Raw genomic sequence first — 26,464 nt, forward strand, 5'->3', positions numbered from 1 at the left:
TGTTTATTCAGTGAAAGTGCAGATAAACCACCCGCAACGCTCTGATTGATTTCACCCACGTAAAATGAACACGGCCCTAAGCGAGGTTCTGGTTTCCAAATAGTTCTGGGCTAAGACCGCTACAAGCACTGTGGCGATACCAGCAATTGTAATCTCACTCGATATAATTAAACATCACCGTTCTCATCTCTTCTCGACTGACAATGTACTCGCAGCGGATACATTCCATTTTCAGAAAATGAAAAAATTTCCAGGCAGACCTCATCATAACAACACTTTTTGACTCTCATGCAGCCACGCAAAACATGCCACCTCAGCAACACCTGATAATTCCCTGAAGAATACTGATCTTACCCAACAATAGTGATCACGCGACTAAAAGAGCGATAACGGAAGCGCTAGCTTTTGTTGCCACTTGATTCAATGAGCAAACACAGCCCTAAACCGTCACCGAGTATATAAGGCTTTTCCTCAGGCTTCGCACTGCGAACCTGCATATCGTTGAGTGGCATGTGTATAGGAATCCTTTATCTAACCTGTCTATACACATTGATAGCCGGATATGACTAGATAACATCGGACACATACGGACACAGCACCAATGCACGTAAGATACTGCCAGGCTGCAATTGTGGTACTCTTTATCGCATATATATGCGGATTAAAGGTGAAAGCACATGCGCTATGAAATGGCGGTACTCGCGGCTCTGGTACAAGAGGATTCCCCTAATACGCACTCTATCGTAACCGCTACAGGTATCTCTGAAAGAAAAGTACAGGACGTGTTAAACACGCTCCAGTCAACGATGGATATCAGCATATCACGCGTAAAAAATGGCAAACGCCAAGCCTTGTCTATCTCGTCATGGGGCGTGTTTGGTGACGGAGAAAGGTTGATCGAGAAACTGAAAAACACCGACCTGTTGATATTCAAACAGCACAGGAAAATCACGACAAAAGCGTTGCCAGACAAAACGCAATCTCCACGTATGGTAACGCTGGAAGAAAAGCGTGATTACTACAATCAGGTGAAGCTCAAAAACTATCGGGACAGCATGCGGCTTGAGGGATTCAATGTTGAAGATACGCCGCTTCCCGCTGACAAGCAGGAAAGGGATGCGCTGAGAAAAAATCTGATTGTCATGTATAAAGCGGGTGGTTATGTCTGATAAATACGGCTCAGAGCAAGATCCTTATACCTATCCTGATAGCGATGTTCTGATAAATAAGCTCGGCATAAACGATGACAGTAAATTTGACGATGCGGAGCGTCAGTTATCCGAATTGGCCGTTCTCGATATTGAATTTGAAGAACCGCCTTACGACCTGCATTACTGGTGTGGGTTGCACGGAAAAATATTCGGGGATTTATTCGATTGGGCAGGAGAAATACGGCGTATCGATATCTCTAAAGGCCAGACACGTTTTTGCACCGTATCCCGCATTGGAATTGAAGCCAATAAAATTTTTACTCAGCTATCCAACGATAATTTTTTACAAAGCCTTGAACGCCCGACTCTGATAACTCAGTTAGCAGAATACTATTCAGATTTGAATGTGATTCACCCGTTTAGGGAAGGCAATGGGCGTTCTCAGCGTTTATTGTTCGAGCATATGATTATCAATTGTGGCTATGGCGTCTCTTTCGAAGAGATCGGCGTTCAGGAATGGTTAGCGGCTAACGTGGCCGGATACCACGGCAACACTCAACCATTAGCCGATATTTTTGAGAAAAGTATTCTCTGATTTCCAGATATGCGCATCTTGCACCGAATCAGTTAACGGAACATACGCGACAAATCGATGCAGTTTTTGGTGTTTGTGTCCCAAATTTGTCCCACGCACTAGCAGGAACTGATCGGGATGATTCTAATTTATTGATTTTATGGTGCGATAATAGGAACAATACCTGACGCATATCACATTGATAACATTATCTAATATTCTGTTTCAACTGCCTACATGCCCCCAATGATGCCCCCATATGTTTTTCTGCCCTAAATGACAGGGTATTTTTTGACCTACTTAATGTTTCATCCTGAACGCTTCGGCTATCATCCCGATCTTGTGCATATGGCTATTGTTGCGTGCCATTTTATGCGCTTCGGGTTTAAGGATGATAATCAACAGATAGGCATCGGGATCCATCGCACCTTGGCAGTATACCAAATGCGCCTGATCGCTGGTTCGTTTGAACTGACGCAAGAACTTAGGGAAAGGGGCATCCGCATCGGCAAGATGAATGTGTGCCACCTGCTCCTCTTTTACCAAGGGATAGGTGCGGTCATCATCATAGGGTGCATCACGACCAAAGGTATCTGGCAACACGCCATCTTTTTTATAGGACAGAAAATCCGCAACCAAATCATCAAGCTCTTGCTGGCTTAATTGCTGGCGAATCAGTGCTGACTTGAAAATCCTGATGCTCATTCCGTGAACTCGGTCAGATCCTTGTCGGAGGCGTTTTGCAGCAGTTTCTGCCCGCTATCCGCAATATCGCTTAAACGTTCAGCAGATGGCCTGAATCGCGCAGCGGTATGAACCCTGCCCTGCTTCTCTTCCAACAGGTCGATCAGCTCTTCAAACACTTTGGCACTGACCATGTAGCCAGCGGGACGGTTGTTCGAGAGAACAGCAACCGGCTCATCAATGAAATATTTCGCCGGGTTCTTTCTTAACTCGGTGATGTTGATAGATTTTTCTGCGAGGATGCGTTCCATAAATCACCTATTTATGTATGCTAGAGAATACGTGATAATGCACATTATAATACACATCCACTTTTGGGGCTATAAGTAGTATAATTACTTTTAACTCTGTATATCATGGCACTAATTTATACCCAACACCTACAAGCCAAACCGGTAGAAAATGATGTATTCTCCACAATGCTATCAAATAAACTAGAATTAAAAGTTAAATAAATCAATTTCAATGACAGCTAGCTAAAGGATTATTGATGGACCTGAAAATTTTTTCCGAAAATATTAAGTCAACAGGATTTATATTGGAAAACATGATATCATCAACATTATCCAATAATAAATGGAATGTTATAAATAATAAATATTATATTGACGACGTTGCAAAAACAGCGAGAGAAATAGATATAATCGCCTATAAAGCGACTAAAGTTGAGGATGTTTTTGTTTATACCACACTTATAATTAGCTGCAAAAAAAATGAAGAAAAAGTATGGGCGTTATTATCAAGGGAGTTAAACAAAAATGATCCAAATATCGATCTTGAACCACAGCACAATTGGTCTAACCATCCTCTGATAATCTATCAATTGTCAAAAAACAATATTGATAAAAAAAACATCCCTACTGGAAAATTATATTTAAACTTATTCGAACCGAATAGGCAGGTTTTTGCCTTTCAAGAAATGTTCAAAAAAAACGGAAGGCCTGACAACGATAAAAATATTTTTAACTCAATTAGTTCACTAATGAAATCACAATCATATGAGATAGATTCGCTTCCTAAAAGGAAAAAGGACAGATGTGTATACTTTTTTTATTTGATATCAATAATTGATAGTGAGCTTATACTCATTGACTGTTCTTCTGATGATCTTCACACAAAGGAAATTGATTCCCAGATATATATAAGTAATTATATTATAAATGGGGAGTCGGTATCCTCCAAAATAAACTTCATGACAACTACAGGATTTAATAGACTAATAACTGACTATAGTAAATTACACAATCACAATTGTAATCATATTGAGGTGTGTTATAAGGATTTTTTAGATGACGCAATTAAAAGCCATGAAAAAAGAGAAATACTAACTAACGAGTTAAAAAATAAATATAACAGCAAAATTAGAAGGCTTATTTATAAAAACCTAAAAATATATGACAGGTATGAGATAACGGGTATTTGGGAATGTGATGGAAAGATTGAAATTAATGTCGAGTCAGAGAATAATGAACTAATAGACACCCTTAATGGGAATGATGAAATAATATCTAAAGTCACTGAGATGATTGAAGATATATTTAAAATAAAAGTTGATGACAAGATATCATTTGGCTTTGATATACCTTTCTAAATATAACTTAAGAATTGAGGGGTGTAGATACCCCCTTAAAACCAAAAAGTATCATTTTGGTCATCAACCAACTAAGCCCATGCTGACCTATAGCCCAGCTTTTTAGCTGACTATGAGAAATATACTTTAATGATGATATATCGGCCACTGCAGGTTTTAACACGCTGTATTTTTATATATTATCCCAAATGCTAAAATCAAGCACGAGGTTGTTAACCTGATTTGGTAAAGAATAAGAAATATGCAACTGAAGAAAAACACCATCAGGAAACTCGACATAATATATTGCTCTTCTCAGTTGTAAAATTGATACTAATTTTATATTTATAATGAAGTCAGAACAAACGTATTGCTGTTTCCACTATTGCTGCAGGCTTCAGTCATGGCCTCAACATCAATATTACTTTCCACATCCTTAACTGTTGTTGTCCCAACTTGTACCAGATAGAAATTACCCGCTACTGCTGAGATTATTTTTGAACACTCAGCAGCAGGAACACCAGTATAAGTGATAGTAAATGCGCTTCCCGCAGTTCCCGATGGGCCAGAGGCAGCAGGAGCAAGCGTAACATATCCCTTCCACGTATTAACTATATTGGTCCCTGCTCCTGCAATTTTAATCATATTGGCAGGGAATGCCCCGGCTTTGTTTGCAGCACTATTAGTTAACCCCGTATAGGTAGCAGAAGCGGCATAGAGTGATTTTATCCCTGCTTGAATAGTCGCAATGTTTTTGGATTCAGCCTCCGCTCGTTGTGCCGCCTGAACCTTTGTATACACGATAAATGCGCCAATAATTAAAACAGCAACAGTGCCAAACACGAGAAGCAGTTCTAGCAAAGAGAACCCTTGCTGGATTTTCTGGTTTACATTATTTGTTTTCATTGATTATCTCCATATTTGTTATTGATAAATACAGAGATAAGACATTGAGAAAATTAATCAACACGCAAAGGACTTTGTTGATTATTTTCGTGATGAATGGATTACCTTAAAAAAACATTCAGATACAATGAGATTCAAACATTAAAAATATCAATTTACACGCCCACACAAGAATAACTCACCTTCACAAGGTTATCGCTTGTTGCCGCAACTGAAAAGGTATAATCACTACCCGATGGCGTTTCTACGGTGTGGAATAGTGTCACGCTTGAACCTGATGCCCTGCCATGATCATATTCAAAGGCAGCGGTTTTATCAGATTCAACAAGTAGACCATTGGCATAAAGAGATGCATTCATCCAATATACACCCCAACCTACAAGCCAATTAGCATATGCATGGACCAATATTTTACCGGAAGCACCGCTTCTACAAGTAAACGCCGTATTATTACCAATAGAGCCTGATGACACTATCGTGTTCCCTTCATTCCCCTTCCATACACCATCAACACACCACACAGGAGAACCATTAGCAGCTTTGCTGATAAGTCCGTTAGGTGCGCATGTTTCACCAGTAATCGCTGTTGATGTGGGTTGAATGTATCTGCCGGCTATGTTTCCTGACGCGGAGATACCCCCTGACGCTTTGCCATTACCAGACGCCGTGATTTTAAGGTCTCCACGGATTTTTTGGCTTCCCACCACATCCAGTTTTACGGAATCATTGATAAAAGGGTTAACATCCATCAAGAGCATATACCCGTCAGCATTACCGCCTTCTAACCTGACTGACAGCGCGTTGGCGTCTGTTGAGGAGCTACCGCCACCAATGGTCATTCGGGTGTTGTTGGTGTTTGCTACAAACTCTTTTGATCTGATGGTGTTGCTGTTAATTACGTTAAGGGAATTGATGACGCCATCAAAAACAGCGCTGTTCTTAACATAGAGATCGGTAGAACTCACTTTCTGTGCATATACCATGTTGGCATTAGTGATATTCTTTCCTCCCATATTCAGATCCCCTGTCATTGGCAGTGTCCCATCACGACGTAGGTAAACCGAATACATGGAGGAATCATATCCTACACGGTAGGCCAACAACCCCGCAGCATTAATCCCGGTGTAATTGCTTGCGTTCTCGGTCCATTGACCACCCATACCCGCTGCCACCGTTGCGGATTGCGTCATACCGCTATCGATACCCGCAGCTTGCATAGCACGGCCTAACAAGTCATAACGCACACGGTTCCTCTCTAACCAAGGCACCGTTGTTACTATCAGTCCATTGATAACGTAGTTAGGTGTGGTTCCAGCGCGTTTTAATAGGATTTTATAAGCGGATTTTTGCGCATTTATTCCGGTATAGCTGGCAGGCAATAGGCCCTCATTTACCAACGTCTGATAGGTAATTTCACAGCCATTAGCCGAACAGGTTCTTGGTCCCGGATCGCTGGTTTGGCTGCTACTGGAAGACAGCGTTGAAAGCTTGTCAAACGAATACTGATATAACGATTAACCGCTTCTCCCATTTGTTTCATTTGAGCACCGACGGTATTCGCCATGATGTTTTCCTGATCGCTTTTCATGTCCTGAAACTTCATAAAAGCCATCGCTGTTCCAATGCCTAAAACCAATGTTATTTCCAATAAGGAAAAACCTTTATTGCTTTTTGTTTTCATTTTTATCGTCCTTTTTTATTTTCACGTACTATTTAATTAACAAAAATAAAAAAGTGGTCAATAGAGGATTGATATTTATAATGAGGGCATTTTCAAAATTGACTACCGCGCCCTCTGGGGCTTGCTCAACAGTTCACCGACCTAAAAGCAAGTTTTAGGTCGGTTCACCGTTCGGACGTGAAAAACATGATTAGGACTTAGTTCTGTTTATAACAGTATCGATATAGGTTTGGCCCTGTGCTCGGTAGGATTTGATATCACTTTCATGAAGATTTTGGATATCAAGCAGAACCCCAAAGACTAATTCTTTATCTACATAACCAATATCACATCCTAAGACTTTGGCAACCTCTGCACCGAAAATAATTTTCTGGCGTGTATTTTCTTTTTTCGTTTGTTGTTTCTTTTTTGCTTCCAAGAAGTATAAGCGTTCCTGTGCTGAAGCAATTTGTTGTTTAATCGTCTTTGTTGTCATTATTCATCTCCCCAATATTTTTTCTTGTTGGCATAAGGGACATTCGCATAATCATAACCATTACCAATTTGTTTCTTGACTGATTTTATTTTCATCTTGAACTGTTGCTTTATCTGGCGCTGCTTTGCTTGTTCCCTAATATTTATTACTATCTTTTCTGCTTCTAAATAGGCTTGTTCTGTATCGGTATAAATACCATCATCAAGAAGTCTCTTGGTTTCCCAATCAATGGCTTCATCATTATTTTTATACATTGAACCTCCTTGTGTTTGTTGTTAATTATCCTTTATCATATTTTTGATAATTATCAATACAGCAAGGTATTTTTATTTAAAAAAATACAAACTTATAAGACTCACATTGATTTCCTACATCACGGGATTGATTGTCTTTAAAATTAACACTACCTCATCCAAATCGCTAAGCTTTATGTCATTCTTCTTTTTCACGTTTAATTTTATTTAATTTATATCACCCATGCTTGCAAATTTTTTTATTATCCACTCATATACAATTTCACTTAACCGCTTATAAAGAAAACACTTTACCCAATATATAATTTTTTATTTCATCGTCAATATTGACTGTGAATTTACCATCAATATATTGAATACTAACATAACAATCAGTGATTGTAGGATTAACAAACCCTTTGCAAAACGTACTCTCCCCGCAATTGACAAACAACCTAATCCTCTTGACGTCAACAAGAGAACTAAACATTCGCTCAGCTAACTGCCCTCGAATTGGACCTGATAGACGTGGGATAAATTTTGGATTTCCTTCATAACCAGAAAATGTAGAATCAATATAAGTCCCATACACTTCACTAAAAGACAATGAAATCTTTTCATTCAAAAGTGAGGTATAGTCTATATATTCAAAATCAGAAATAAGGTTAACAACAGAGATAGGATATTTAAATGAATAAACAGAGGAATTACTCGATGGAGGGAACATATATTGCTCTGAAAAATATAACCTAGTTATAACTATGCCATCTTCAGTTAAACTGACAGACATATCAATTCTAGGCTGTAAGACATTGACTCCTTCATCCTTAATTCCATACCATTCATAAAAACCGCCACAATAACAATCTAGCGGAGTTCCTTTTTTCAATCCATTTTTTAAATCAGACTCACTGTATAACATCTCCGCAGAAATGTATTCAGCAAGATCTTCCGTATGCGAAATTTTGGTAGGTCTATTATGATTATCAATAGTCTTATCCCGCTCAAGAATTATCTTTTTGAGTAAATCCGATCCTGAACCAGCTATATAACATACACCATAACTCTTTGTTTCAATAACTGCATCTGGCCTGTGAATTAATGGAAGAAATTTTCCATGATTATTTCTCACCATACCGAGCAAAGAAAAACGGTAAGCATTTTTATTACTACTCAGGATGCTTTCAACGATATCATTAGTGATGCTATAGTTTGGATCATATGCTTGTCGGCTGTAGAAATGAGTAGATAGCTCATCCCAAAAATTGAAAGCACTTGAACAGTGCCCAGCAAACGCCAAAAAACCTGAAGAAACAGGAACGGCGAAGGTTTTTCTGCCCAATCTGGGAATATGCCATTTCCCGTCCTTGTTTTCCCATTCGCTATGGATTTTGCCCAAGGCCGGAAGCCAAATACTTTTATCTTTGTTTGGATCTGACCCTGCAGCACTTAGTAATGTATCAGCTACTACATGCGGATCGTTTTCACTATTTAAAAGTGCGATAGCTGTCATAGAGTATCCTAGACATTATTTGGATAGAAGTTAGCTAAATATCCATTAAGTGTATAACAAAAACAATCAAAAAACACTATGAAAAACGATGTTCTAAAAAATGTTTAAATCCTTCGTTTTTCCCTCAACAATCAACTACCCCCCTGTTTTTGTATAAGGCCATAAATCGCCGACAATTTAGCATCTATTATATTTTTCCTTATCAAAATAAAATCAGGTTGAAAACGAAGTTTACAAACAGGGTATACAAATTCACCCTATACTTAAAACCCCGACCTCTCCGCGTTACTTATTTTTGTTTATTAATGTTTTCCATTCCACTTTTAAATTTTTTATTTCGACCCTTATCTAACCTATAAATTGTGCAACTGGGAAAACTGCTGATAAACTCAGCTATTTTATTTTTTAGTGCTTTCCCGCCTTACGGCGGGATAAATTAACACGTCCCTTGACCTTCGAACGCCATCTAAAACCCATACGGGTAATCTCTCGGAATACTTCGCCCTTTCATCCAGATTGCGCCGCTTAATTCGGCGTTTTGTTTTACAGGCATTAATATATTTCGTATTAATTAAGTAGGGGTTTTACATTGTTAGAAAAAACAATGCCCACTTATACACTCACTTCGTGAGCGTGTGGGGTCTACCGACGGTTGCCTGCCGCAGGCTAAAAACAAAACCGAGGTCAACACATTGAGTTTTTCTTGCGAAAAACTAACAGCAGCATAGTTATATTTGAGGTTATTTATTATATGGCGATTTTTCATCTGGAGTTTAAAATTGTGAAACGTTCTGAAGGTATGTCTTCCTGTAGGAAAGCTGCCTACCATGCGCGTTGCAGAATAACAGATGATCGTACAGGTAATACATATGATTTCAGCCACAGAACAGATTTATTCCATCATCAGATATTAGCCCCTGTTTCAGCACCTGCTCATATTGTTGAAAGCTCAACAGCACTATGGAATGAAGTTGAGAGAGTTGAGCGTCAGAAAGATGGTCAAACAGCCCGTTATTTTGATGTAGCTATTCCCTGTGAACTGAGCAATCAAGACAAGATAAAACTGGTTGTTGAATACTGCCAAAAAATTTTCGTTGATAAGGGCATGATTGCTGATATCGCTTTTCATGATCTTGACAGTAATAATCCTCATGCGCATGTGATGTTGACATTAAAACCGATCACCGCTGATGGCTTCGGCAAAAAAGAAAGAAGCTGGAATGACAAGAAAAACGTAATCCTTTGGCGTGAATCATGGTCTGTGATTGCCAATCACTATCTTGCCACTGCTGGCAGTAATGAGCGTATTGATCACCGTTCTATTGATGCTCAACACAGTGAAGCACTCGAAAATGCCACTATTACCTTAGATGTAGAAGAAAAAGCGTTATGGCTTGCCAAGGCAACACTGACCAGCCGTTCACCAATGCAGCGTGTTCATCGTGCCAAGTGGAACAGTAAGCACGTTCAGGAGAATCGTGCTGCTGAACAGGCTGTTCGTGATGAGATGAAACAAGAAGCTCAGGCCACATACAACACCTTCAAAGATTTGGATCTGCAGATCGTTGTTGACCTTAGAAGTTTCACCGTGTCCGAACTGTCTGAGCCTGTTGAAATCGTATTACCGGAAACGGGTTCGCAGTCAGCATCATCAGATGACCAAAAGCCTGTTCTGGTTGCCCCTGCGCCTCATACACGTACCAAATTGAAAACCCTATCCTCTTCAACTGCCAGAGCGGTCAAACGCGCTCCTGTTAAAAGCATGAGGAAACAGGCTAAACCTCGTCAGGACGGTATTTTTAAACGTTTCACTTTACTGGTAGTGGAATATATAAAGGAAAAATTTGTCTGGGCAAGAAAGAAACCGGCCCCGGTTTCTGTTGAAGCTGATCACGATAAACGTATTGCCGAAAACTATGTGTTTGATGAGGTTCAGGGTATCTATGTTCCACACGTTGAGTATGAAAAACGAGCCAGATTTAACAGTGACAACTATAAACCAACCAAAGACGAGATCAGCCGTTTCCCAAGTCGTCCGGTTAAACCAGCGCAGCCTGATAGCAATCTTGACTACATACCAACACTAGCCGCTGATAGGAAACCGCAAATACGCAAACTGAGACCATATAATATCTATAAAGACAGGTAATAACTGTATTGGAAAAAATAAGTTGAACAACTATTAGTTTGTTAACTCACTGTAATATCAGTAAAGTCATATACTGGTATATCCCCATCATCAGAAGAAATTTATCTGAGATAAATTATATGCTGAGATAAAAAGCCAATAATCAACCAATTTATTTATGTGCTTTTATGGGTTTTAAAAACCTCTTGCTTCTTAACATTAGAATAATGTTTAAATAATTTATCATATTCAGAAAATATCTTTTTATTAAAAAAAAGCCTTTGTTTGCTCTCAATATTAGCAAGCCAATAATAGAGAACTACTCCCGATGTTGCTGCCAAAACCAGTGCGGTTGATTGCACCCAAACACTTGGATTACTTTCATACTTCATTGACATAAAAATCAGTATAACAAAAACAAAAAAATGCAAAAAACTGGATATTGAATCACGTATTTCTCTCATGTATCTATACCCCATCTTCTCCTTCTTTATTGAGATATAATAAGGGTGGTTTAATATTAACTTATCATTCAATTTCGAAAAATAGCCAATTGGCTTGTGATACTTAGCCATAATGTCCAAAAGTATTTCATGAAATTGAGTATCTTTAACTCCGGTAAGATAAGTGTTAATATCATTTTGTATTATTTTTAACTGCGGTGATGCATCAACATCATCCTTACTGAATTTTGCAAAGTCAATAACCTCTTTGGTTCGGCTCTCTTTATTTTTAAAGATAACTGCAGCTAATGCAGCTGCAGCGCCAATTAATGCTATTGATGATAGTGCCAATTTCTATAATCTTCTTAGAATATCGATATAGGTGTTGCTAATTTGCCACAGCTATTCAGAGTTGAAAAGCTTTTTGTATATCATTATTTAGCACGCTAATATTTATATTCCTATTACATGACACATCACCCATACAATTTATTAACACATCCGCAAAGTTATTTACATGCTGTCAGCTTTGTTTTTAGCAATCCTGTCTCTATAACGCTGTTGCTCAACAATGCTCAGATTGGGATCAGACAGAACACTCCACCCCTTAACAGCAATATCATAATCGATTTGTGATTGTATTTCGTACTCTTTGGTCGGTTTGAAATAATCGGAGTGCGGTGCAGATAACGGCGCAGAATAACCTGAATATGTTTTACTCCCAGCACAACCGAGATAAGCCAGCAGACAGGCAAACAAGAAAAAAAATGTCCATGCGGCGTTGTATCCATTAAGCGTATATCCACTACCGCTCCCAACTGAGAACACGCCGTGAAACCTAATGGCATAGGCAATCAGGAATGATGAAAGGATAACCGCACGGCTTTTACCTACAGTTAAATGCTTACGTATGAATTTTACCGTTGGCACCAGCATGACCAGAAACAGCGCGATAGCAGTAAACACCAGCCATACAGGAAACAGCCCGTATTTTTGCGTAGTGTTTTGCGAGACCATCACCAGCGATAGCACCAAAAAGGCGTTAAGTAGAAAAAGCCTCAACGCCAGCGATACCTTAATCTTCTTAACTGCTTTCCTGAGAAACAGCATCGGAGCCAGTGATGGTATGTTCATCAGCAGACCGATGGAAATCGCCCAATAGATAGAGTTCATAGCGTCTTTTCCTGTAATTACCGAGCTGTCCAGCCGTTATTGGTCTTCACCAGAACAATTTTGGCTTCTTCTGGTTCAGCCATCCCCTTGACGCCAGAGAACGCATTTTTATCAACCCAGCCCGGAACGCCATCGAGCTTCCACGTATAAGTCACTTGCGTGGTTTTAACGCCAACGCCTTCACTCGGTTCAGTCCAACTGGTGATCTCAGCAACAGCACGATGGCCCACGCAGGCACCTTCCTCACGGTTCCAAAAATCAACCTCTTGTCCTTTGTCTGTAACCTCCAGAACATCAACACTGCTAAAGCCATTTGCCTGTTGTGAAACAGTGAGCAGCTCCTGTTCAACAATCCCATTCAGGATTTCATCACCCGCATTGTATCCGGCAGAACGGTAGCCATGATTAACCTTTACTGGAAAACCTTTGTTGAACGCAAAGTCATTGTTTTGCAGTGAGTAGCACACCTTTGATTTTGAAATTTTCGCGTTAATAGCCTTCTCAAAGTCGCCTTTCTCACCACATCCCGCCAGAACAAGAGCTGTGCAAGTAACGAGTAAAATCTTCTTCATCTTCCTATCCATCCTGATAATCAACAATGCTGTTATGTAGAGGTAGTCTGCTGCGCATCTGTAATCGTTGAACCTTGTTCTTACTGGCATAACACGGCAAAACCACCTGATTAACCAATTGATAGGATTCAATTATTTTTGTGGGCCGTCATATCGTTTGTAACGATCAAAATCAAAATAATGATAGTTATTAACTATCATTAAATGCATATCGATCGATTAAAGCAATTAACTTACCGATCGAAAAAGCGTTATTAATAGTTATAAACTATCAATATCAGTTTATCGATCTGAGTTACCGATCATTTTCTTGCTAGATGAATCGTTACTGGATAAAGTGAGCGGAAGGACCTCAGGACCGTTTACACGCTGGTTCATGGGGATAGAACATCAAACCCTATAACCAACAGCCAGCACTGTTCTATGGCCTTGGCGTAGGTTTTATTAATGCAACATCAGGGAAAACAACAGTGAAGGATGCCGCTAGCTGATTAGATAAAAAAACTCACAGGCTTTTAATAAGCGGCTTTCTTCACTATTGATTAACACAAACTTTAATAGCCAGATGCGGCACAACGCTGGCCCCGGATTCTTTGCGCCTATTTTTACGTTTACTGTATATATGGAGTTAACATGAAAAAACTGTTTATCGCTGCGTTGGTGATCCTGCCTCTTACCGCTTGCACTACCTATGGCAACAAATCCCTTAAAGATGAATCCCAACAAACCGTAAAAAACAAAATCGTTAAAGGGAAAACAACCCAGCAAGATGTTATTAATGCATTCGGGGAACCACAAACACGGGCAACCAATGATGGTCAGGAAATGTGGTCCTACTCTAGCATGTCAGGCGAAAGCCAGATCTCGAACTACATCCCCGGTCTGGCCCTGCTGAAGAACAGCAACACCGCTCACATGAAATCCTTAGAGATCTGGTTCAAGGGAAATGTTGTTGACCGATATAATTTCAGTCAGACGGCGAGTAAGGTTTCGAAAGGATTGTTGGATTAACGAATAACAACCAAATATATTTTTTCCCAGTTTTACTTTTAATTTATTGGTGCCTTTAAAATGGCACCTGTCTATTTTATTATCTCATGGCATAACTTATTATAAATGAGTTTACCTTGCGTGTGCCCCCCGAAAGGGGACTTCACCCAAGGTTTCACCTCCTGAAATTTCTGACGATAAAGTCAAAAATCGATCAGGATTGGCGAGAACCAAGATGAAAATAGTTGACTTCACCCAAGTTGATCTGGCTTAGAGTTCTGGATCGTTTCCAACACAGGACACCCTACGACACTCCCAGATTCGCCCATGCAGATAAAATGTATTGCTATCCCCTATTTATGCGGTTAAGCAAAGGTAGGGCTTTCTCATAGCCATTCCATTACAATTTCATTTATCTGTTTAGAGCTTCGCTTCGAGTTGGTATTTCGTCGCTCCCCCTTCTATACCTACAATCAACAAACATACGGACAACTCCTGTAAGCGACTCGCGCTCAATGACTCCACATATGCAGACCTGATACAAAGGCGATTAATTTGATTGCTTTCGAGGACTGCGAAGCTTTTAGAAATGGTATTTGAAGTTTGTAAAAAGTTGCGATTTAGATTTGACAAATATAAGTTGATTAGGTAATAGTTTATTTATATTTGTAATCAGTTCTCGATTAACTCGATTACAAGACTTCAAAAGTCGGCAAAACTTTTTTAGTCCTTAAAAAGTCAAACATCATAGTCTGACTTTTTTTGTATCTTTATTCTATTTAACCGATATATATTATTCGTCAAGAGAAAGTCAAAAATATTTAGCATTTTTAAAATAACAAACTTAGCGTGACAATATTATCATTTTCCAAGCTCTTTAATAAAACCAAGTAAAGGGTGGGTATTCCACCATTTACTTGATAGGATTTTGATCTCTATAAATGTTTTTTCGGTAAGGGAACTACTCTTCTTCCTCATAATCATATTCACTATCATAAGGATATAGCACAACTTCATCTTCAGGTATTACTGGCTCGCAGTCTTCAAGCTTTTCAGAATCAATAAAATTGGTAGCCATCACTTTGTTCTTAAAATTATTGTCAGTGATCCACTCAGAATTCCAAACATGCTCATGTGGTTTATCGTGTGCGCCAGATACGATAGAACAAAGGGTCTCTTCATATTCTATATCGCTGTCAATGTGATAAGAGATACGTTGTAGCCAGATATCTAAAATCCCAGTACCCAAGATAGGTTCAAATTTATATTTAATCTGTTCAATCAACTCTACTTTCTCATCATCATCTTCTAAAAATTTTAGTACATTACTTAATACTAATGCACAAGATGGAAATGTGCGCGGATTATTAACCATAATGTCAGCAATGATACTAACGATCGGTCGAACATCCTCTTTCAGCTTGTTCATGCGTTCTAAACGCTTATTTATCTTGGCTAGATATCTTTCAAGCTGACCTGAGTTCTTATATTTACGGGAGAAAATAACAAGCTTCAAAAGAGTCTTTTGAATATTCGTAGTATTAACACTTTTGCCAAAGAGTATTAAAGCTTCTTGCTTGTCGGGTTTCATCGAGCTGAGGACTATATCTTCAGAAAGAGATGTTTTAGACGCATTAAGCTGTAATCCTAATTTTTGCAGAATAACAGTAAGATATCTCGCTATTGCCTCAGCATCCTCTTTACTATTTGTAAAGATTCTATAGTCATCACGGTATCGAATAACATGATAGTCATCAATATCTTCTTCTTCGAGCTTCTCCCCTAGCAATTCATCGGCATAGCCTAGGACTATTTCAGCAAGAAAATCCATAAGTGCAGAACCCTGAGGAATACCGTTTGTCTGTCCCCAACGCATCTGTCGTAAGGCGTAATCTATTCGGTTTCCAAGATTTGTATTATCTCCTCTTACCTCCTTCGCTTCTTCTTTAGTATGAATTGCCCAAGGAATAGAGTGGGTATAAATCGATGGATAGAAATTTGCTATATCTGTAGTGAACAGATATTTGAATTGAAGAGATTTATTGATAGATTCTTGTTCGACATCACGCCACCATCCCGATACGGTCTCAGCGGTATCAGAAATATCATTATCTTCAGATTCTCTTGGCAGACTTGCACACACTATTTTTTCATTTATTTGAAAAGTATCAAATCTAGCGACTAAGAGATCCCATTCCTCTTCTTCGGTTATTTTATGAACGATGTGAGCATAAATAGCAGGATGAATCAAATCGAATGGTCGCCAAGAGTAATGACCATCTTTGTTTGTTTGCAATATATAGTTTACGTTTTCATAATTGCATGCTTTTCTGTAGCCGATATCGTTAATACCGTTTTGCTTCTGATCCAGCGCATCACTCACTGCGTGCAGAAGAGGCGAAAAGTCAAAGTAAATAGGAAGTGGAAAACTGCAATAACTATTGTGTTTTAAAAAAAAATCCCTTGCGTCCTCTGCTGCCATTTCGGTAATTAATGTCATATATCCCCCCACAAGTATAACTTTCAGAGGTATATTAAACACTCCTTTTGTCTCAATGTCTTATGCTGCATCATTAAAATGAGTCAAAGATCAATGATTTTGTGGACTACATCCAGTTAATAATAAAGATGTTAGTTCTGTTTGCTTCTGAAACAAATCAGCCTGTCAGATTGAGGATAGCACTCAACCACAAACGTTCAGCGCATGCCTGAGCCAAAAGAGCATAGTTCCTCTGGTGATACCCTATCCTTTTCCATCAGTTTGAGGAGTCTCTTCATCCTCAGCTTACGCGCCTTTTCCTCACCGATTTCCTGATAGTATTCTTCCCGGCGCTCCTCTACCACTTTTCTGAACTTCTTCAACAGTTGGTTCAATGTCTTTATATCAGTAGTAGCAGCTTCAGCTTGGATTTTTCTATACATAAACATAACATTGAATTCATCAATCATTTTTAACCTCTCAGTTATCTTATATGGATTATTTCCCTCTCTGCGAGGGAATATATTCATTACTCAATGCCGGTTCACTGTCATTTTGAGCTTCCAATAAATAGGGCCGTCAGTTTCATCTTGTTTTATGTTTTTTAATACAAGCTCAATGATATGCTCTTGGTGCCAATATAATATCTTTTCCTTTAACTCATCAAAGTTAATGCCTATTAAATCTCTATATCTGCCATTCTTCACACACACTTCAACTTCATGTGCAATCAGAACATCATAAAGAATCTCTGAATGCATTTTCGCTAATAAAATATTGATTGCGGCATCAGGTTCATTTTCAAATATGTTATAAGTCATTTCACAATACCCCTGTAATACATTTGCGATAAGACATACTGCCGTTTCATTCTTTTCATTTAATACAATTTCTTTCATATTGAATCCTTTTATTAGGTTGATTATTAGCCCCTTGCGGGGCAATATTAAAACTTACTTTCTAAAACCATTCGAATACCGCACCAACATTTCCGTAACTTGCTCAACGTTAACCGCACCAATATAACCACTATTCCCTTCTTGGGTTGTGAATCTCTCAAAGTTATTCTGGATATGGTCAATAATATACATAATGAATAAACTCATAAAATCAGGATCATCAAGCAACTCGATACTCTCTCCATTCACTTCCTGAAAAAACTCCCAACTTGCTTCAAAAGATCTCATAGCAAGATCAAGGAACAACTCAGTAGATTTATTTTCAACACCATTTTTTTTAGACATAATTAAACCTCACTTTTATATGATTATTTGGAATTCATTTTTTTTAACCCCCGAACAGGGGGTAAATAAGGAAACTACTTTTTATAAACTAGATTTATGATTACAGATCCATACTCTAACTCCATCTCGTCAACTAAATCATTATTCACATGCCTGTTTAAAGCGTCTAACAAGCTTTTATCCTTCATGATCTCCTCGATGGAATAACCACTCAGCGCAACAAATACATTGAAGCTTTCTTGGATCACGCTAAGTGTTTTAGGCGTTTTTTCACATACCATGCTTACTAATATTGATATATCATTATTCATTTTGTTTATCCTTTTTTTGGTAATAAGATTCCCTGCATAAAAGTGCATTATGCTTTTCAATGTAGGGATATGATTAATAAAGTGTGTTATTTAACGTCTTACATAAAACCTCCTCATCGTATTAATAGTGTATTTTTCATGAATCAGCGTGTTTACGTGAAAACTGAATAATATTCTCAATCCATTCATCGATTTCACTTTCAACAAAAGCTCTGGCTCTTATGCCAATCTTTATCGGTTCTGGGAATACGCCCCTGCTAATAAGTCGATAAATCCATGCTTTGCTATATCCTGTTTTATTCATCACTTCCGGCAGGCGAATAAGTCTTCTTGTTGTCATATATTTCTCCGTTGTTGTTTTGATGAATGTAGTATCTGCAGATCGCTTATGACGTTCAACCCTCGAAAAATCAGAATTGAACCTGAATTGAATGTTTTTTAAACAAAAACGGATGAAATGGCGGGAGAGCTGTCACTGGGCGGGGTGTAGAGCTATTTGGCAAAAAGTGCTATTTATTTTCCTGTTTCAAGGTATTTTACAATTTATCTATTAATCAATTGGTTAAGTGTTATCAGTTTAAATTCTGACTTAATTCTTATCTGCTTTAGCCAAGAAAAAGGGCTATGCCCGTTAAGACATAGCCCTTCATTCATCAGCAGTTATCCCTACCCACGCCGATTAAACGTTCCCTGCTTCACATTGAAGCCTTTCTCAAGGCTATCCATATAATCGGCATACCATTGCAGCATCTCACGTCTGCCATCGAGATATTGCGCGTGGTTGTAGGTGCCACGGATAGCATTCTTATCCACATGCGCCAGTTGGGTTTCAATCCATGCGGTGTTGTAGCCCTGTTCATGAAGAACGGTGCTCATGGTATGACGGAAGCCATGACCCGTAACCCGGCCTGTATAGCCAATTCGCTTAAATACCTGATTGATACTGGCTTCGCTCATGGTCTTGCTGGGATCATTGCGTCCGGGAAATAGTAAAGGAAATTGCCCCGTCATCGCTCTGATCTGTTCGATGATGGCTAACGCTTGGGTAGATAGCGGGATGATATGAGGACGGCGCATTTTCATGCGTTCAGCGGAAATTTCCCATAGCGCTTTCTTGGTATCGATTTCTGACCATAACGCACCGCGCAATTCACCTGTTCTCAGGCCAGTAATGATCAGCAATCTTGCTGCCAGCACCATCAGTTCACTACCAGAGTAGCCCGCAAGGGCTTTAAAGAAAGCAGGAAGCTCTTCAGTGGTCAGGAATGGGTAATGTGTAGATTCATGCCCCTGCATGGCACTGGTGAGATCTGGTGCGGGGTTATACTCAGCCCTTCCTGTCACGATGGCGTAGCGAAACACTTCGCCGCAGCGTTGACGTACTTTTTTGGCTTTCTCGGTCGCCCCTCGGTCTTCCATCTTTTTAAGCACATTTAGCAGTTCCAACGGCTTAATGTCTGCAACAGGGCGTTGACCAATGAACGGGAAGACGTCTTTGTTGAAGGCTTCAAGAATGTCAGAGGCATATCCCGCAGACCATTTCTTCACTTTCATGTTGTGCCATTCGAGCGCAATTTCTTGAAAGGTGTTTTTCACTTCTTCGATGTGGGCTTGTTTGCTTTCTTGCTTAAACGCACTCGGATCAACGCCATTAACCAGCAGCTTTTTAGCATCATCTCTTTTGCTTCTGGCATCGGCTAAGGTAATGGTCGGATAGACACCAAACACCACACGTTTTTCTTTACCTGCGATACGGTATTTCATGCGCCAGCTTTTGGTGCCGTTAGGGAACACCTCCAGATACATGCCCCCACCATCTGCTAACTTGTAGGGTTTATCTTTGGGCTTTGCAGTCTCTACCTGTCTGGCATTGAGCTTCACTTGGGGGCATCTCCTTTAGACCGAACACGATATGCCCCCACTGATGCCCCCAACTCACCGTAGATTTCTGTGAACGTGAGTAGACGAGCAGAGACAATAAGGGCCGTGAAACCGCGTATTATAAGGGTTTAAAGGGTGTTTGAGTAGACTTAGGGAGACGTTAAAATAGGTAGGATGGTGCCGATAATAGGAGTCGAACCTACGACCTTCGCATTACGAATGCGCTGCTCTACCAACTGAGCTATATCGGCTTTGGGATCGTCGTGGCGAGAGCCAGACGTGAACTACGGGGTGACAAATTAGTGATAATGGTACATCAAGTCAAGCGTTTGGCGATCGTCTGCCGATTTTATCATCACCCTTATGTTGATAAGGCAGTTCTGATAATTTTCCGTACTAATAACACCATACGCTATAGCTTTTCGGCTTAACGGACGCACTGTACGCCACGTACCCTAGCCCACCATCTTCTTCGCATGAAGTACCAGAAAGACTGTGCCTCATGAAAGGAAAACGCCATCTCTCTTTAAGGTAAATATTCTGTTTTATAGAAAGTGATATTTACAATAAAAATATCTTTTTACCTTTCTGATATAAATGCAATACATAACAAAACCCAAGTGTACCGTTTAGGATAATTCCCTATTCTTTTTATTTTCTATTTTGCTCTACTTGAATGACCAGGACGACAAGGAGGCGGTCTTAACGTGAAGCTTTCAATAATACGTTGTCGACGGCAAGGTTATTGTTAGCGTAGTCATTAAGCGCTGTAAGAGGAAATAGACCATGAATATGAAACCACTTTTTTTAGGCTTAATTCTGGGAACCAGTTACATTGGCATGGCGGCAGCAGATGATCTGGATTCTGCCCGAGCTTCAGCGGAATCGGCCTTCAGTCACGATCGCGCTGAAGCGAGAGAAAAAGCGTCAGAGGCGCGAACCAAGGCGCATGAGCACGACGCTCAAGCGCGGGAAAAAGCGAATGACTTCAAAGCGGATCTCAAATCAAGGGAACCAGAAGCCAGAGAAAAGGCAGATAAAGTCAAAGCTGATGTGAAATCCAGAGAATCCGAAGCCAGAAAAGACGCCGAAAAAGGCTGGGCCGACGTCAAATCGAAAGCGGATAATTTTAACAGTCGCGCGGAAAAGAATACTCGTGAAACCGCCGACTCAATCCATAACGCCGCAGAGAAGCATCAGCGTTAATATGAAATAACGCGTTACTGTAATAAAGGATAAGTCATTACTACCCTTTATCCTCCGGTAGCAAGACAGGCTATGTATTTGTGAAACGCCGCACAAAGCATAGCCTGTTGCTATTGGAGGATATTTTTCTGATGCGGTTAATTCATTGGTTTTTTATTACTGTATTAAATTTTAAATTAAATGAATACAACACAGTAAAGCATTACAGTTGGAATGAGATGTCTTATTTAGAAAAAACTGAAGTAAAAAACGGAGTAAAAATAATGCTGCGCATATCACTTTGATATACGCAGCCATTAAGCGATTAGGCGCGAATCAAATCGTCGCCATAACCAATCCACTTATAAGTGGTCAGCGCTTCCAGCCCCATTGGGCCGCGAGCATGCAGTTTCTGGGTACTGACGGCCACTTCCGCCCCCAGACCGAACTGGCCGCCGTCGGTGAAGCGCGTACTCGCGTTGACATACACCGCGGAGGAATCCACTTCACGCACGAAGCGTTCCGCATTGCTCAAGGAGCGCGTCAGAATCGCATCAGAGTGCTGTGTACCGTGTTCGCGAATATGGGCAACCGCTGCATCCAGATCGTCCACTAGCGTGACGTTCAGGTCGTTAGAGAGCCATTCATCATTGTAGTTGGCCTCTTCCACGGCAACGACGCTTGCCGGGCCAGCGCTAAGATAAGGCATCGCTGAAGGGCTGGCGTGGAGCGTAACGCCAGCCGCCGCCATTTTCTTGCTCAGCGCTGGCAGGAAACGGTCGGCGATATGTTGATTGACCAGCAGAGTTTCCAGACTGTTGCAGGCGCTAGGACGCTGCACTTTGGCGCTTTCAATGACCGTCAACGCTTTGTCGAAATCAATACTGTCGTCAGCATAGATGTGACAAACGCCGATACCACCGGTGATGACCGGAATCGTCGATTGTTCGCGACACAGCTTATGCAGACCGGCACCACCGCGCGGAATCAGCATATCCACGTAGCGATCGAGCTTCAGCAGTTGATTGACCAATTCACGATCCGGACTTTCAATCGCCTGCACAGCAGCAGCAGGCAGGCCGCACTGCGACAGCGCCTGCTGAATCACTTTTACCGTCGCCGCATTGGTGCGGTACGTCTCTTTGCCACCGCGCAGAATCACCGCGTTACCGGTTTTCAGGCACAGAGACGCCACATCAATGGTGACGTTCGGGCGCGCTTCATAAATCACCCCGACCACGCCGAGCGGCACACGACGACGCTCCAGCTTAAGCCCGTTATCCAGCATGCTGCCGTCAATCACCTGCCCTACCGGATCGGTCAGGCGACAGACCTGACGCACATCGCTGGCGATCGCACTCAGTCTTTCCTGCGTTAAGAGCAGACGATCCTGCAACGCCTCACTCATGCCATTTTGGCGCGCATCGGCTAAATCCAGCGCGTTAGCCGCGAGAATTGTCGCGCTTTCGGCTTCCAGCAAATCCGCAATCGTCAGCAGCGCGCGATCTTTCTGAGCCGTGCTCAAAACCGCTAGCTGATAAGAGGCCGCTTTTGCCGCTTTACCCATTTGTTCAAGCATCGCGAACTCCTTAATTGATAATCATATCGTCGCGGTGGATAGCAACCGGACCATATTCGTAGCCAAGAATATCGGCAATCTGTTGAGAATGGTGTCCGGCAATCATACGCAGCGCATCACTGTTATAGCGCGTCACGGCATGCGCCACATCGCGGCCCGCTAGACTACGCACGCGGATCACTTCACCACGAGAAAAATTGCCTTCCACGGTGCGGATACCTTTAGGCAGCAGCGAACTGCCGCGCTCGAGGATCGCCGAGAGCGCGCCGTCATCAACGGTGATTTCCCCCGCCGGCGGTGCGCCAAAAATCCAGTGTTTACGGCTTTCCAGCGGCGCGTCCAGTGCATGAAAACGCGTTCCGACAGAAAGATCGGCAATCACATCACCAATCACACCCGGTTTGCTGCCTGCGGCAATCACCACGTCGATACCGGCGCGGCAGGCCACATCGGCAGCCTGCAATTTGGTCGACATGCCACCCGTTCCGAGACCAGACACACTGTCGCCCGCAATGCTGCGCAGCGCATCGTTGATACCGGTGACTTCACGGATCAATTCAGCATCAGGATTATTGCGCGGATCGGCGGTAAACAGCCCAGCCTGATCGGTCAGCAGCAGCAGCTTATCCGCATCGGCCAGAATCGCCACCAGCGCAGACAGGTTGTCGTTGTCACCGACCTTGATTTCGGCGGTCGCAACGGCGTCGTTTTCATTAATGACCGGGACGATATTGTTATCCAGCAGCGCTCGCATGGTGTCGCGCGCGTTGAGGAAACGCTCACGATCTTCCATATCCGCACGCGTCAACAGCATTTGTCCGACGTGGATACCGTAGATAGAAAACAGCTGTTCCCACAGTTGAATCAGGCGACTTTGACCCACGGCGGCCAGCAGTTGTTTGGTCGCAATCGTAGCCGGGAGTTCAGGGTAACCCAAATGTTCACGCCCGGCGGCAATCGCCCCAGAGGTAACAATAACAATCCGATGCCCTGCCGCATGTTGCTGCGCACACTGGCGCACCAGTTCAACAATGTGGGCGCGGTTAAGACGGCGCGAACCGCCAGTTAGCACGCTGGTGCCCAGTTTCACAACCAAAGTCTGGCTGCCGCTCATAATTTTTCTGCCGTTGAATGTCAAAAAATAAGAATAAGGAAAACGTTGTAGCAGGACAGACGCGTTATGCCAACAGGCACAACGCGAAAACCTGCGAATAAATCGGGGATCGTCGGGGAAGTATCACGGTCGAGCGACGAGGGTACAGGCGGGTTCCAGCGCGTTAACTTGCTTCTCCAATCGAACATGGAAAGCCTTTCTGGCATTTTCCACCTGTTCCATCACGGCTTTGTCCTTGATTTTTTCCTCACGCCAGTGGCCTTGTTTATCAAACAGACCGTAGTGATACTCATAGGCAAAACCTTTGCCGGTATCTTCCAAATTCAGCCACCAGCCCCAGAACTCCCGCTGTTCTGGCGCGGGCTTGATGTTGACACAGACCGCCAGGCAATCAAAGAAGAACGCAGTATCCTCGCACTGCGCTTCACGGATATAAGGCCCCAACGACGTAAAATTTTTCATGAGTCGGCTTTTGGGGTGTCCACTCGGTAACATCATCTACGATCTCCTCTGGTTGAACATTCTTTTTAGCAGAGAATGGCAATTTATCAACCACCTGCATAACAACTTACGTATCCACTTTGTCCGCGCAGGCTTTCCTGAAAAAGCATTGCCGATCGACACAGGGTATTTAATACTCTGGTTTCTTCGTTTTCGTTAATTGGGAAGTGACGCTCATGCCCCATTGTATCGCCGAACATTCGTCAGACATTGATGTAAATGCCCTACTCCCTGCGATCTATCGCGGTGCGCTCGAATCTGGTTTGTTTGCCAGTGACGGCAGTGACATCAAAGCCAGATCCCTCGCTTACGATAACTACACGACAGGTGGCGAACGAGCCAGCTTTATTCATGTGGCAATCAAGGTGCTTTCTGGGCGGACGGAGGAACAGAAAAGCAGTCTCTCCAATCGGGTACTTCAGAAGATTGAAGCGCTTGGATTGAAGAATCTGTCAGTTACGGTTGAAGTGATTGATATGGAGAGGCTTTGCTATGCCAAAAAGATCCTGTGATCGACGGTTATCGTCTAGCAGGAACAACGGTCCGTGTAGCGAGGATTCGCCTGCACAGACCGTGCGTTACGCCCGCTCTTCTACACTTTATCCTGCAACCATCTGCTGATTTGCTGTAGTGCGCGGTGGAAATTCTGGTACACCGGCGAGAAATTAACCGCCATCAGCTTCCCTTGTGCAGATGAATTCACAATCAGGCTGGCCTCTTCTTTCGGGCATAGCGGATCGTTATCCCAGTAGCCTGCCAGCATCGGCGTCGGGCAGCGGCGCCCTAACAGCCCCTGCGTTTTCAGCGAATAGCGCCCCAGCTCGGTTTTCAGTGACGCATCCGTCGAGAACGGCATACCCAGCCGACTCGCCAGCACATCCATAAACATATCCGGCACCTGCTGCTGGCGATTCGGATCGCTTAACAGATGGTGTACTACTGGCCCGAGACAGGCCACGCCGCATAAGCGTTGCGATTCCAGATACGCCAGCCGAACGGCAATATTGGCACCAAAGCGGAAGCCAAACGCCACAACGCGGGTGTGATCGATCCACGGGACATCCGGCAGCGCACGCAAGACCTGCTGATGCAGGAAACTGGAATCCTGAGTCAGCTTCCAGCGGGAAGAAAATCCAACGGAGGGGACATCAATCGTCAGCATTGCCATGCCCGCTGGCGCAAAATAGTCCTGAAACAGGCGGTGATAATCACTCTGCAACATTTCCAAGCTGCCGCACATAAGCACAGTAGGGAAAGGCGCTTTCGCCTGCGCTGGCATATGCAGAAAACCGGTCAGCGTACCGCCGCCAGCAATCGGGAAGGTCAGTTCTTTGAGTTCGTAAGGCAGGTACTTGGCGGCTTCTTCATAGGCGCGGTTTGCCAGCGTTTGCGCCTGTTCCGCCAGTTCATCGCCTTTAATATGCGGATAAGCAGCAATGCTGTAGAGGTTGGCAGCATTCAACCAGAGTTGCCCGGTTTGCGCGTCATCTTCACTTTCCGCGGCCCGCTGCTGCCAGTCTGCGCCCTGCTTCGCCCATTCATAAATCCAGTTACCGCCTCGGTAGCCGATCACCGTATCGAGCAGTTGCTCGTTGCTTCTGTCGGCCTTACTGGCAGCAATGCGCGACAGCACGTCTTCGATTTCCCACGGATCGACACCACGCCAAATCCACATCAGTCGGTTAATCATCCGATACCAACTGCGGGTCTTCTCCCCTTCCAGCGTAGAATGCAGCCCCTGCACGTCCTGACTATTCCGCGCACGTCTGACCAACGTCGAGGTTTCGGGATGTTTAAAGGATGGTTTGAATAGCGTTTCAGACAGGTTAGCTTGCGCCACAGCAGCCTCCGTTAATGTAAACCGCTGTTAGCGGACATCAGACGACTTCTTCGTCACCCACTAAAGTGTAACGAACTCAGGCCAGAGAAGACAAATATCAACGGCAGAAACACACGATCGGATCAAATCCTGTGGCAGAAATGATGACAGTTCAGAAACAACCGTCGCCATAAACAA

27 protein-coding genes, 1 tRNA gene and 3 pseudogenes are annotated in these 26,464 nt (G+C 42.3%); 7 read left to right on the forward strand and 24 right to left on the reverse strand.

What is annotated here, in order from left to right:
* Positions 1 to 76 precede the first annotated feature (76 nt).
* Both EIP93_RS22950 and EIP93_RS22955 read right to left on the reverse strand, forming a co-directional pair.
* Positions 77 to 347: pseudogene (locus EIP93_RS22950) on the reverse strand (IS3 family transposase); the annotation flags it as partial.
* Between the two features lie 54 nt (positions 348 to 401).
* A pseudogene (locus EIP93_RS22955) lies at positions 402 to 512 on the reverse strand (hypothetical protein); the annotation flags it as partial.
* 165 nt (positions 513 to 677) lie between these two features.
* Here EIP93_RS22955 and EIP93_RS17230 point away from each other — a divergent pair.
* Positions 678 to 1,169: a YhfG family protein gene (locus EIP93_RS17230; RefSeq protein ID WP_116586571.1), complete on the forward strand. Its 492-nt coding sequence runs from the start codon at positions 678 to 680 to the stop codon at positions 1,167 to 1,169.
* Positions 1,162 to 1,746, forward strand: coding sequence for a putative adenosine monophosphate-protein transferase Fic (locus EIP93_RS17235; RefSeq protein WP_125233024.1), 585 nt, complete (start codon positions 1,162 to 1,164; stop codon positions 1,744 to 1,746). Before EIP93_RS17230 ends, EIP93_RS17235 begins: the two co-directional genes overlap by 8 nt.
* Positions 1,747 to 2,025: 279 nt before the next feature.
* On the opposite strand, the gene EIP93_RS17245 is transcribed toward EIP93_RS17235, so the two are convergent.
* Together EIP93_RS17245 and yafN are read right to left on the reverse strand one after the other, a co-directional pair.
* The gene (locus EIP93_RS17245; RefSeq protein WP_125233025.1) at positions 2,026 to 2,430 is read right to left on the reverse strand and encodes a type II toxin-antitoxin system YafO family toxin; all 405 of its coding nucleotides are present in this window, start codon (positions 2,428 to 2,430) and stop codon (positions 2,026 to 2,028) included.
* Positions 2,427 to 2,720 carry a type I toxin-antitoxin system antitoxin YafN gene (gene yafN / locus EIP93_RS17250; RefSeq protein WP_027711146.1) on the reverse strand — a complete coding sequence of 98 codons (294 nt, stop codon included), beginning with the start codon at positions 2,718 to 2,720 and terminating at the stop codon, positions 2,427 to 2,429. Before yafN ends, EIP93_RS17245 begins: the two co-directional genes overlap by 4 nt.
* A 239-nt stretch (positions 2,721 to 2,959) precedes the next feature.
* On the opposite strand from yafN, the gene EIP93_RS17255 reads away from it, so the two are divergent.
* Complete coding sequence (locus tag EIP93_RS17255; RefSeq protein WP_125233026.1) at positions 2,960 to 4,060, forward strand: hypothetical protein; 1,101 nt, start codon at positions 2,960 to 2,962, stop codon at positions 4,058 to 4,060.
* A gap of 324 nt (positions 4,061 to 4,384) precedes the next feature.
* Here EIP93_RS17255 and EIP93_RS17260 read toward each other — a convergent pair whose 3' ends face one another.
* From EIP93_RS17260 to EIP93_RS17280, 5 genes and pseudogenes are all read right to left on the reverse strand, one after another.
* Positions 4,385 to 4,945, reverse strand: coding sequence for a type 4 pilus major pilin (locus EIP93_RS17260; protein ID WP_125233027.1), 561 nt, complete (start codon positions 4,943 to 4,945; stop codon positions 4,385 to 4,387).
* A 985-nt stretch (positions 4,946 to 5,930) separates the two neighbouring features.
* A pseudogene (locus EIP93_RS23105) lies at positions 5,931 to 6,626 on the reverse strand (type II secretion system protein); the annotation flags it as partial.
* Between the two features lie 190 nt (positions 6,627 to 6,816).
* Positions 6,817 to 7,101 (reverse strand): conjugal transfer protein TraD, encoded by a 285-nt coding sequence (locus EIP93_RS17270; RefSeq protein ID WP_125233028.1) that lies wholly within the window; start codon positions 7,099 to 7,101, stop codon positions 6,817 to 6,819.
* The gene (locus tag EIP93_RS17275; RefSeq protein ID WP_125233029.1) at positions 7,101 to 7,355 is read right to left on the reverse strand and encodes a hypothetical protein; all 255 of its coding nucleotides are present in this window, start codon (positions 7,353 to 7,355) and stop codon (positions 7,101 to 7,103) included. The genes EIP93_RS17270 and EIP93_RS17275 overlap by 1 nt, the downstream gene beginning before the upstream one ends.
* Positions 7,356 to 7,629: 274 nt before the next feature.
* The gene (locus EIP93_RS17280; protein ID WP_125233030.1) at positions 7,630 to 8,847 is read right to left on the reverse strand and encodes a hypothetical protein; all 1,218 of its coding nucleotides are present in this window, start codon (positions 8,845 to 8,847) and stop codon (positions 7,630 to 7,632) included.
* A 751-nt stretch (positions 8,848 to 9,598) separates the two neighbouring features.
* On the opposite strand from EIP93_RS17280, the gene mobQ reads away from it, so the two are divergent.
* A complete protein-coding gene (gene mobQ, locus EIP93_RS17285) occupies positions 9,599 to 10,996 on the forward strand; it encodes a MobQ family relaxase (RefSeq protein ID WP_125233031.1) in 1,398 nt (465 codons plus the stop codon).
* Between the two features lie 155 nt (positions 10,997 to 11,151).
* On the opposite strand, the gene EIP93_RS17290 is transcribed toward mobQ, so the two are convergent.
* From EIP93_RS17290 to EIP93_RS17300, 3 genes are all read right to left on the reverse strand, one after another.
* On the reverse strand, positions 11,152 to 11,769 hold the full coding sequence (locus tag EIP93_RS17290) for a hypothetical protein (protein WP_125233032.1): 618 nt from the start codon (positions 11,767 to 11,769) through the stop codon (positions 11,152 to 11,154).
* A 162-nt stretch (positions 11,770 to 11,931) separates the two neighbouring features.
* Positions 11,932 to 12,591 (reverse strand): hypothetical protein, encoded by a 660-nt coding sequence (locus EIP93_RS17295; RefSeq protein ID WP_125233033.1) that lies wholly within the window; start codon positions 12,589 to 12,591, stop codon positions 11,932 to 11,934.
* A 17-nt stretch (positions 12,592 to 12,608) separates the two neighbouring features.
* Positions 12,609 to 13,163: a membrane lipoprotein lipid attachment site-containing protein gene (locus tag EIP93_RS17300; RefSeq protein ID WP_125233034.1), complete on the reverse strand. Its 555-nt coding sequence runs from the start codon at positions 13,161 to 13,163 to the stop codon at positions 12,609 to 12,611.
* A 633-nt stretch (positions 13,164 to 13,796) separates the two neighbouring features.
* On the opposite strand from EIP93_RS17300, the gene EIP93_RS17305 reads away from it, so the two are divergent.
* A complete protein-coding gene (locus EIP93_RS17305) occupies positions 13,797 to 14,174 on the forward strand; it encodes a hypothetical protein (RefSeq protein ID WP_125233035.1) in 378 nt (125 codons plus the stop codon).
* A 940-nt stretch (positions 14,175 to 15,114) separates the two neighbouring features.
* Here EIP93_RS17305 and EIP93_RS17310 read toward each other — a convergent pair.
* The 8 genes from EIP93_RS17310 to EIP93_RS17345 all read right to left on the reverse strand — a co-directional run bounded on the left by EIP93_RS17310 (position 15,115) and on the right by EIP93_RS17345 (position 20,319).
* Positions 15,115 to 16,653 (reverse strand): RNA-directed DNA polymerase, encoded by a 1,539-nt coding sequence (locus EIP93_RS17310; RefSeq protein WP_125233036.1) that lies wholly within the window; start codon positions 16,651 to 16,653, stop codon positions 15,115 to 15,117.
* 197 nt (positions 16,654 to 16,850) lie between these two features.
* Positions 16,851 to 17,102: an H-NS family histone-like protein gene (locus tag EIP93_RS17315; RefSeq protein ID WP_125233037.1), complete on the reverse strand. Its 252-nt coding sequence runs from the start codon at positions 17,100 to 17,102 to the stop codon at positions 16,851 to 16,853.
* Between the two features lie 63 nt (positions 17,103 to 17,165).
* The gene (locus tag EIP93_RS17320; RefSeq protein ID WP_125233038.1) at positions 17,166 to 17,531 is read right to left on the reverse strand and encodes a hypothetical protein; all 366 of its coding nucleotides are present in this window, start codon (positions 17,529 to 17,531) and stop codon (positions 17,166 to 17,168) included.
* A gap of 54 nt (positions 17,532 to 17,585) precedes the next feature.
* Positions 17,586 to 17,876, reverse strand: coding sequence for a hypothetical protein (locus tag EIP93_RS17325; RefSeq protein ID WP_125233039.1), 291 nt, complete (start codon positions 17,874 to 17,876; stop codon positions 17,586 to 17,588).
* Positions 17,877 to 17,950: 74 nt separating this feature from the next.
* Positions 17,951 to 18,187, reverse strand: a complete 237-nt coding sequence (locus EIP93_RS17330; protein WP_125233040.1) for a hypothetical protein — start codon at positions 18,185 to 18,187, stop codon at positions 17,951 to 17,953.
* 136 nt (positions 18,188 to 18,323) lie between these two features.
* Positions 18,324 to 18,527: a helix-turn-helix transcriptional regulator gene (locus EIP93_RS17335; protein ID WP_037036505.1), complete on the reverse strand. Its 204-nt coding sequence runs from the start codon at positions 18,525 to 18,527 to the stop codon at positions 18,324 to 18,326.
* 326 nt (positions 18,528 to 18,853) lie between these two features.
* A complete protein-coding gene (locus EIP93_RS17340; RefSeq protein ID WP_125233041.1) occupies positions 18,854 to 20,068 on the reverse strand; it encodes a tyrosine-type recombinase/integrase in 1,215 nt (404 codons plus the stop codon).
* A 175-nt stretch (positions 20,069 to 20,243) separates the two neighbouring features.
* A tRNA-Thr gene (locus EIP93_RS17345) sits at positions 20,244 to 20,319 on the reverse strand.
* Between the two features lie 535 nt (positions 20,320 to 20,854).
* Between EIP93_RS17345 and EIP93_RS17350 the strand changes: the two genes are divergently transcribed.
* A complete protein-coding gene (locus tag EIP93_RS17350) occupies positions 20,855 to 21,274 on the forward strand; it encodes a hypothetical protein (RefSeq protein ID WP_125233042.1) in 420 nt (139 codons plus the stop codon).
* A gap of 304 nt (positions 21,275 to 21,578) precedes the next feature.
* On the opposite strand, the gene proA is transcribed toward EIP93_RS17350, so the two are convergent.
* The 3 genes from proA to crl all read right to left on the reverse strand — a co-directional run bounded on the left by proA (position 21,579) and on the right by crl (position 24,444).
* Positions 21,579 to 22,832 (reverse strand): glutamate-5-semialdehyde dehydrogenase, encoded by a 1,254-nt coding sequence (gene proA / locus EIP93_RS17355; protein WP_125233043.1) that lies wholly within the window; start codon positions 22,830 to 22,832, stop codon positions 21,579 to 21,581.
* A 10-nt stretch (positions 22,833 to 22,842) separates the two neighbouring features.
* Entirely contained in the window at positions 22,843 to 23,946 is a 1,104-nt protein-coding gene (gene proB, locus EIP93_RS17360) for a glutamate 5-kinase (RefSeq protein ID WP_103943372.1), read from the reverse strand.
* Positions 23,947 to 24,069: 123 nt separating this feature from the next.
* Positions 24,070 to 24,444 (reverse strand): sigma factor-binding protein Crl, encoded by a 375-nt coding sequence (gene crl / locus EIP93_RS17365; RefSeq protein WP_103943374.1) that lies wholly within the window; start codon positions 24,442 to 24,444, stop codon positions 24,070 to 24,072.
* Between the two features lie 179 nt (positions 24,445 to 24,623).
* On the opposite strand from crl, the gene EIP93_RS17370 reads away from it, so the two are divergent.
* On the forward strand, positions 24,624 to 24,959 hold the full coding sequence (locus EIP93_RS17370) for a 5-carboxymethyl-2-hydroxymuconate Delta-isomerase (protein WP_125233044.1): 336 nt from the start codon (positions 24,624 to 24,626) through the stop codon (positions 24,957 to 24,959).
* 80 nt (positions 24,960 to 25,039) lie between these two features.
* On the opposite strand, the gene frsA is transcribed toward EIP93_RS17370, so the two are convergent.
* Positions 25,040 to 26,287 (reverse strand): esterase FrsA, encoded by a 1,248-nt coding sequence (frsA, locus tag EIP93_RS17375; protein ID WP_116586564.1) that lies wholly within the window; start codon positions 26,285 to 26,287, stop codon positions 25,040 to 25,042.
* Positions 26,288 to 26,464 lie beyond the last annotated feature (177 nt).

Origin of the sequence: Pectobacterium versatile (assembly GCF_003932035.1) — a bacterium.
In the GTDB taxonomy this organism is placed as follows: Bacteria; Pseudomonadota; Gammaproteobacteria; order Enterobacterales; family Enterobacteriaceae; genus Pectobacterium; species Pectobacterium versatile.

Coding starts and splice junctions, on each gene's coding strand:
- EIP93_RS17235 (WP_125233024.1), top strand. CDS start 1,162: ATGTCTGATAAATACGGCTCAGAGCAAGATCCTTATACCTATCCTGAT.
- EIP93_RS17315 (WP_125233037.1), bottom strand. CDS start 17,102: ATGATTGATGAATTCAATGTTATGTTTATGTATAGAAAAATCCAAGCT.
- EIP93_RS17260 (WP_125233027.1), bottom strand. CDS start 4,945: ATGAAAACAAATAATGTAAACCAGAAAATCCAGCAAGGGTTCTCTTTG.
- EIP93_RS17270 (WP_125233028.1), bottom strand. CDS start 7,101: ATGACAACAAAGACGATTAAACAACAAATTGCTTCAGCACAGGAACGC.
- EIP93_RS17320 (WP_125233038.1), bottom strand. CDS start 17,531: ATGAAAGAAATTGTATTAAATGAAAAGAATGAAACGGCAGTATGTCTT.
- yafN (WP_027711146.1), bottom strand. CDS start 2,720: ATGGAACGCATCCTCGCAGAAAAATCTATCAACATCACCGAGTTAAGA.
- mobQ (WP_125233031.1), top strand. CDS start 9,599: ATGGCGATTTTTCATCTGGAGTTTAAAATTGTGAAACGTTCTGAAGGT.
- EIP93_RS17280 (WP_125233030.1), bottom strand. CDS start 8,847: ATGACAGCTATCGCACTTTTAAATAGTGAAAACGATCCGCATGTAGTA.
- EIP93_RS17300 (WP_125233034.1), bottom strand. CDS start 13,163: ATGAAGAAGATTTTACTCGTTACTTGCACAGCTCTTGTTCTGGCGGGA.
- EIP93_RS17305 (WP_125233035.1), top strand. CDS start 13,797: ATGAAAAAACTGTTTATCGCTGCGTTGGTGATCCTGCCTCTTACCGCT.
- proA (WP_125233043.1), bottom strand. CDS start 22,832: ATGCTTGAACAAATGGGTAAAGCGGCAAAAGCGGCCTCTTATCAGCTA.
- EIP93_RS17230 (WP_116586571.1), top strand. CDS start 678: ATGCGCTATGAAATGGCGGTACTCGCGGCTCTGGTACAAGAGGATTCC.
- EIP93_RS17330 (WP_125233040.1), bottom strand. CDS start 18,187: ATGAATAATGATATATCAATATTAGTAAGCATGGTATGTGAAAAAACG.
- crl (WP_103943374.1), bottom strand. CDS start 24,444: ATGATGTTACCGAGTGGACACCCCAAAAGCCGACTCATGAAAAATTTT.
- EIP93_RS17245 (WP_125233025.1), bottom strand. CDS start 2,430: ATGAGCATCAGGATTTTCAAGTCAGCACTGATTCGCCAGCAATTAAGC.
- EIP93_RS17350 (WP_125233042.1), top strand. CDS start 20,855: ATGAATATGAAACCACTTTTTTTAGGCTTAATTCTGGGAACCAGTTAC.
- EIP93_RS17310 (WP_125233036.1), bottom strand. CDS start 16,653: ATGACATTAATTACCGAAATGGCAGCAGAGGACGCAAGGGATTTTTTT.
- proB (WP_103943372.1), bottom strand. CDS start 23,946: ATGAGCGGCAGCCAGACTTTGGTTGTGAAACTGGGCACCAGCGTGCTA.
- EIP93_RS17275 (WP_125233029.1), bottom strand. CDS start 7,355: ATGTATAAAAATAATGATGAAGCCATTGATTGGGAAACCAAGAGACTT.
- EIP93_RS17335 (WP_037036505.1), bottom strand. CDS start 18,527: ATGACAACAAGAAGACTTATTCGCCTGCCGGAAGTGATGAATAAAACA.
- EIP93_RS17255 (WP_125233026.1), top strand. CDS start 2,960: ATGGACCTGAAAATTTTTTCCGAAAATATTAAGTCAACAGGATTTATA.
- EIP93_RS17295 (WP_125233033.1), bottom strand. CDS start 12,591: ATGAACTCTATCTATTGGGCGATTTCCATCGGTCTGCTGATGAACATA.
- EIP93_RS17325 (WP_125233039.1), bottom strand. CDS start 17,876: ATGTCTAAAAAAAATGGTGTTGAAAATAAATCTACTGAGTTGTTCCTT.
- EIP93_RS17370 (WP_125233044.1), top strand. CDS start 24,624: ATGCCCCATTGTATCGCCGAACATTCGTCAGACATTGATGTAAATGCC.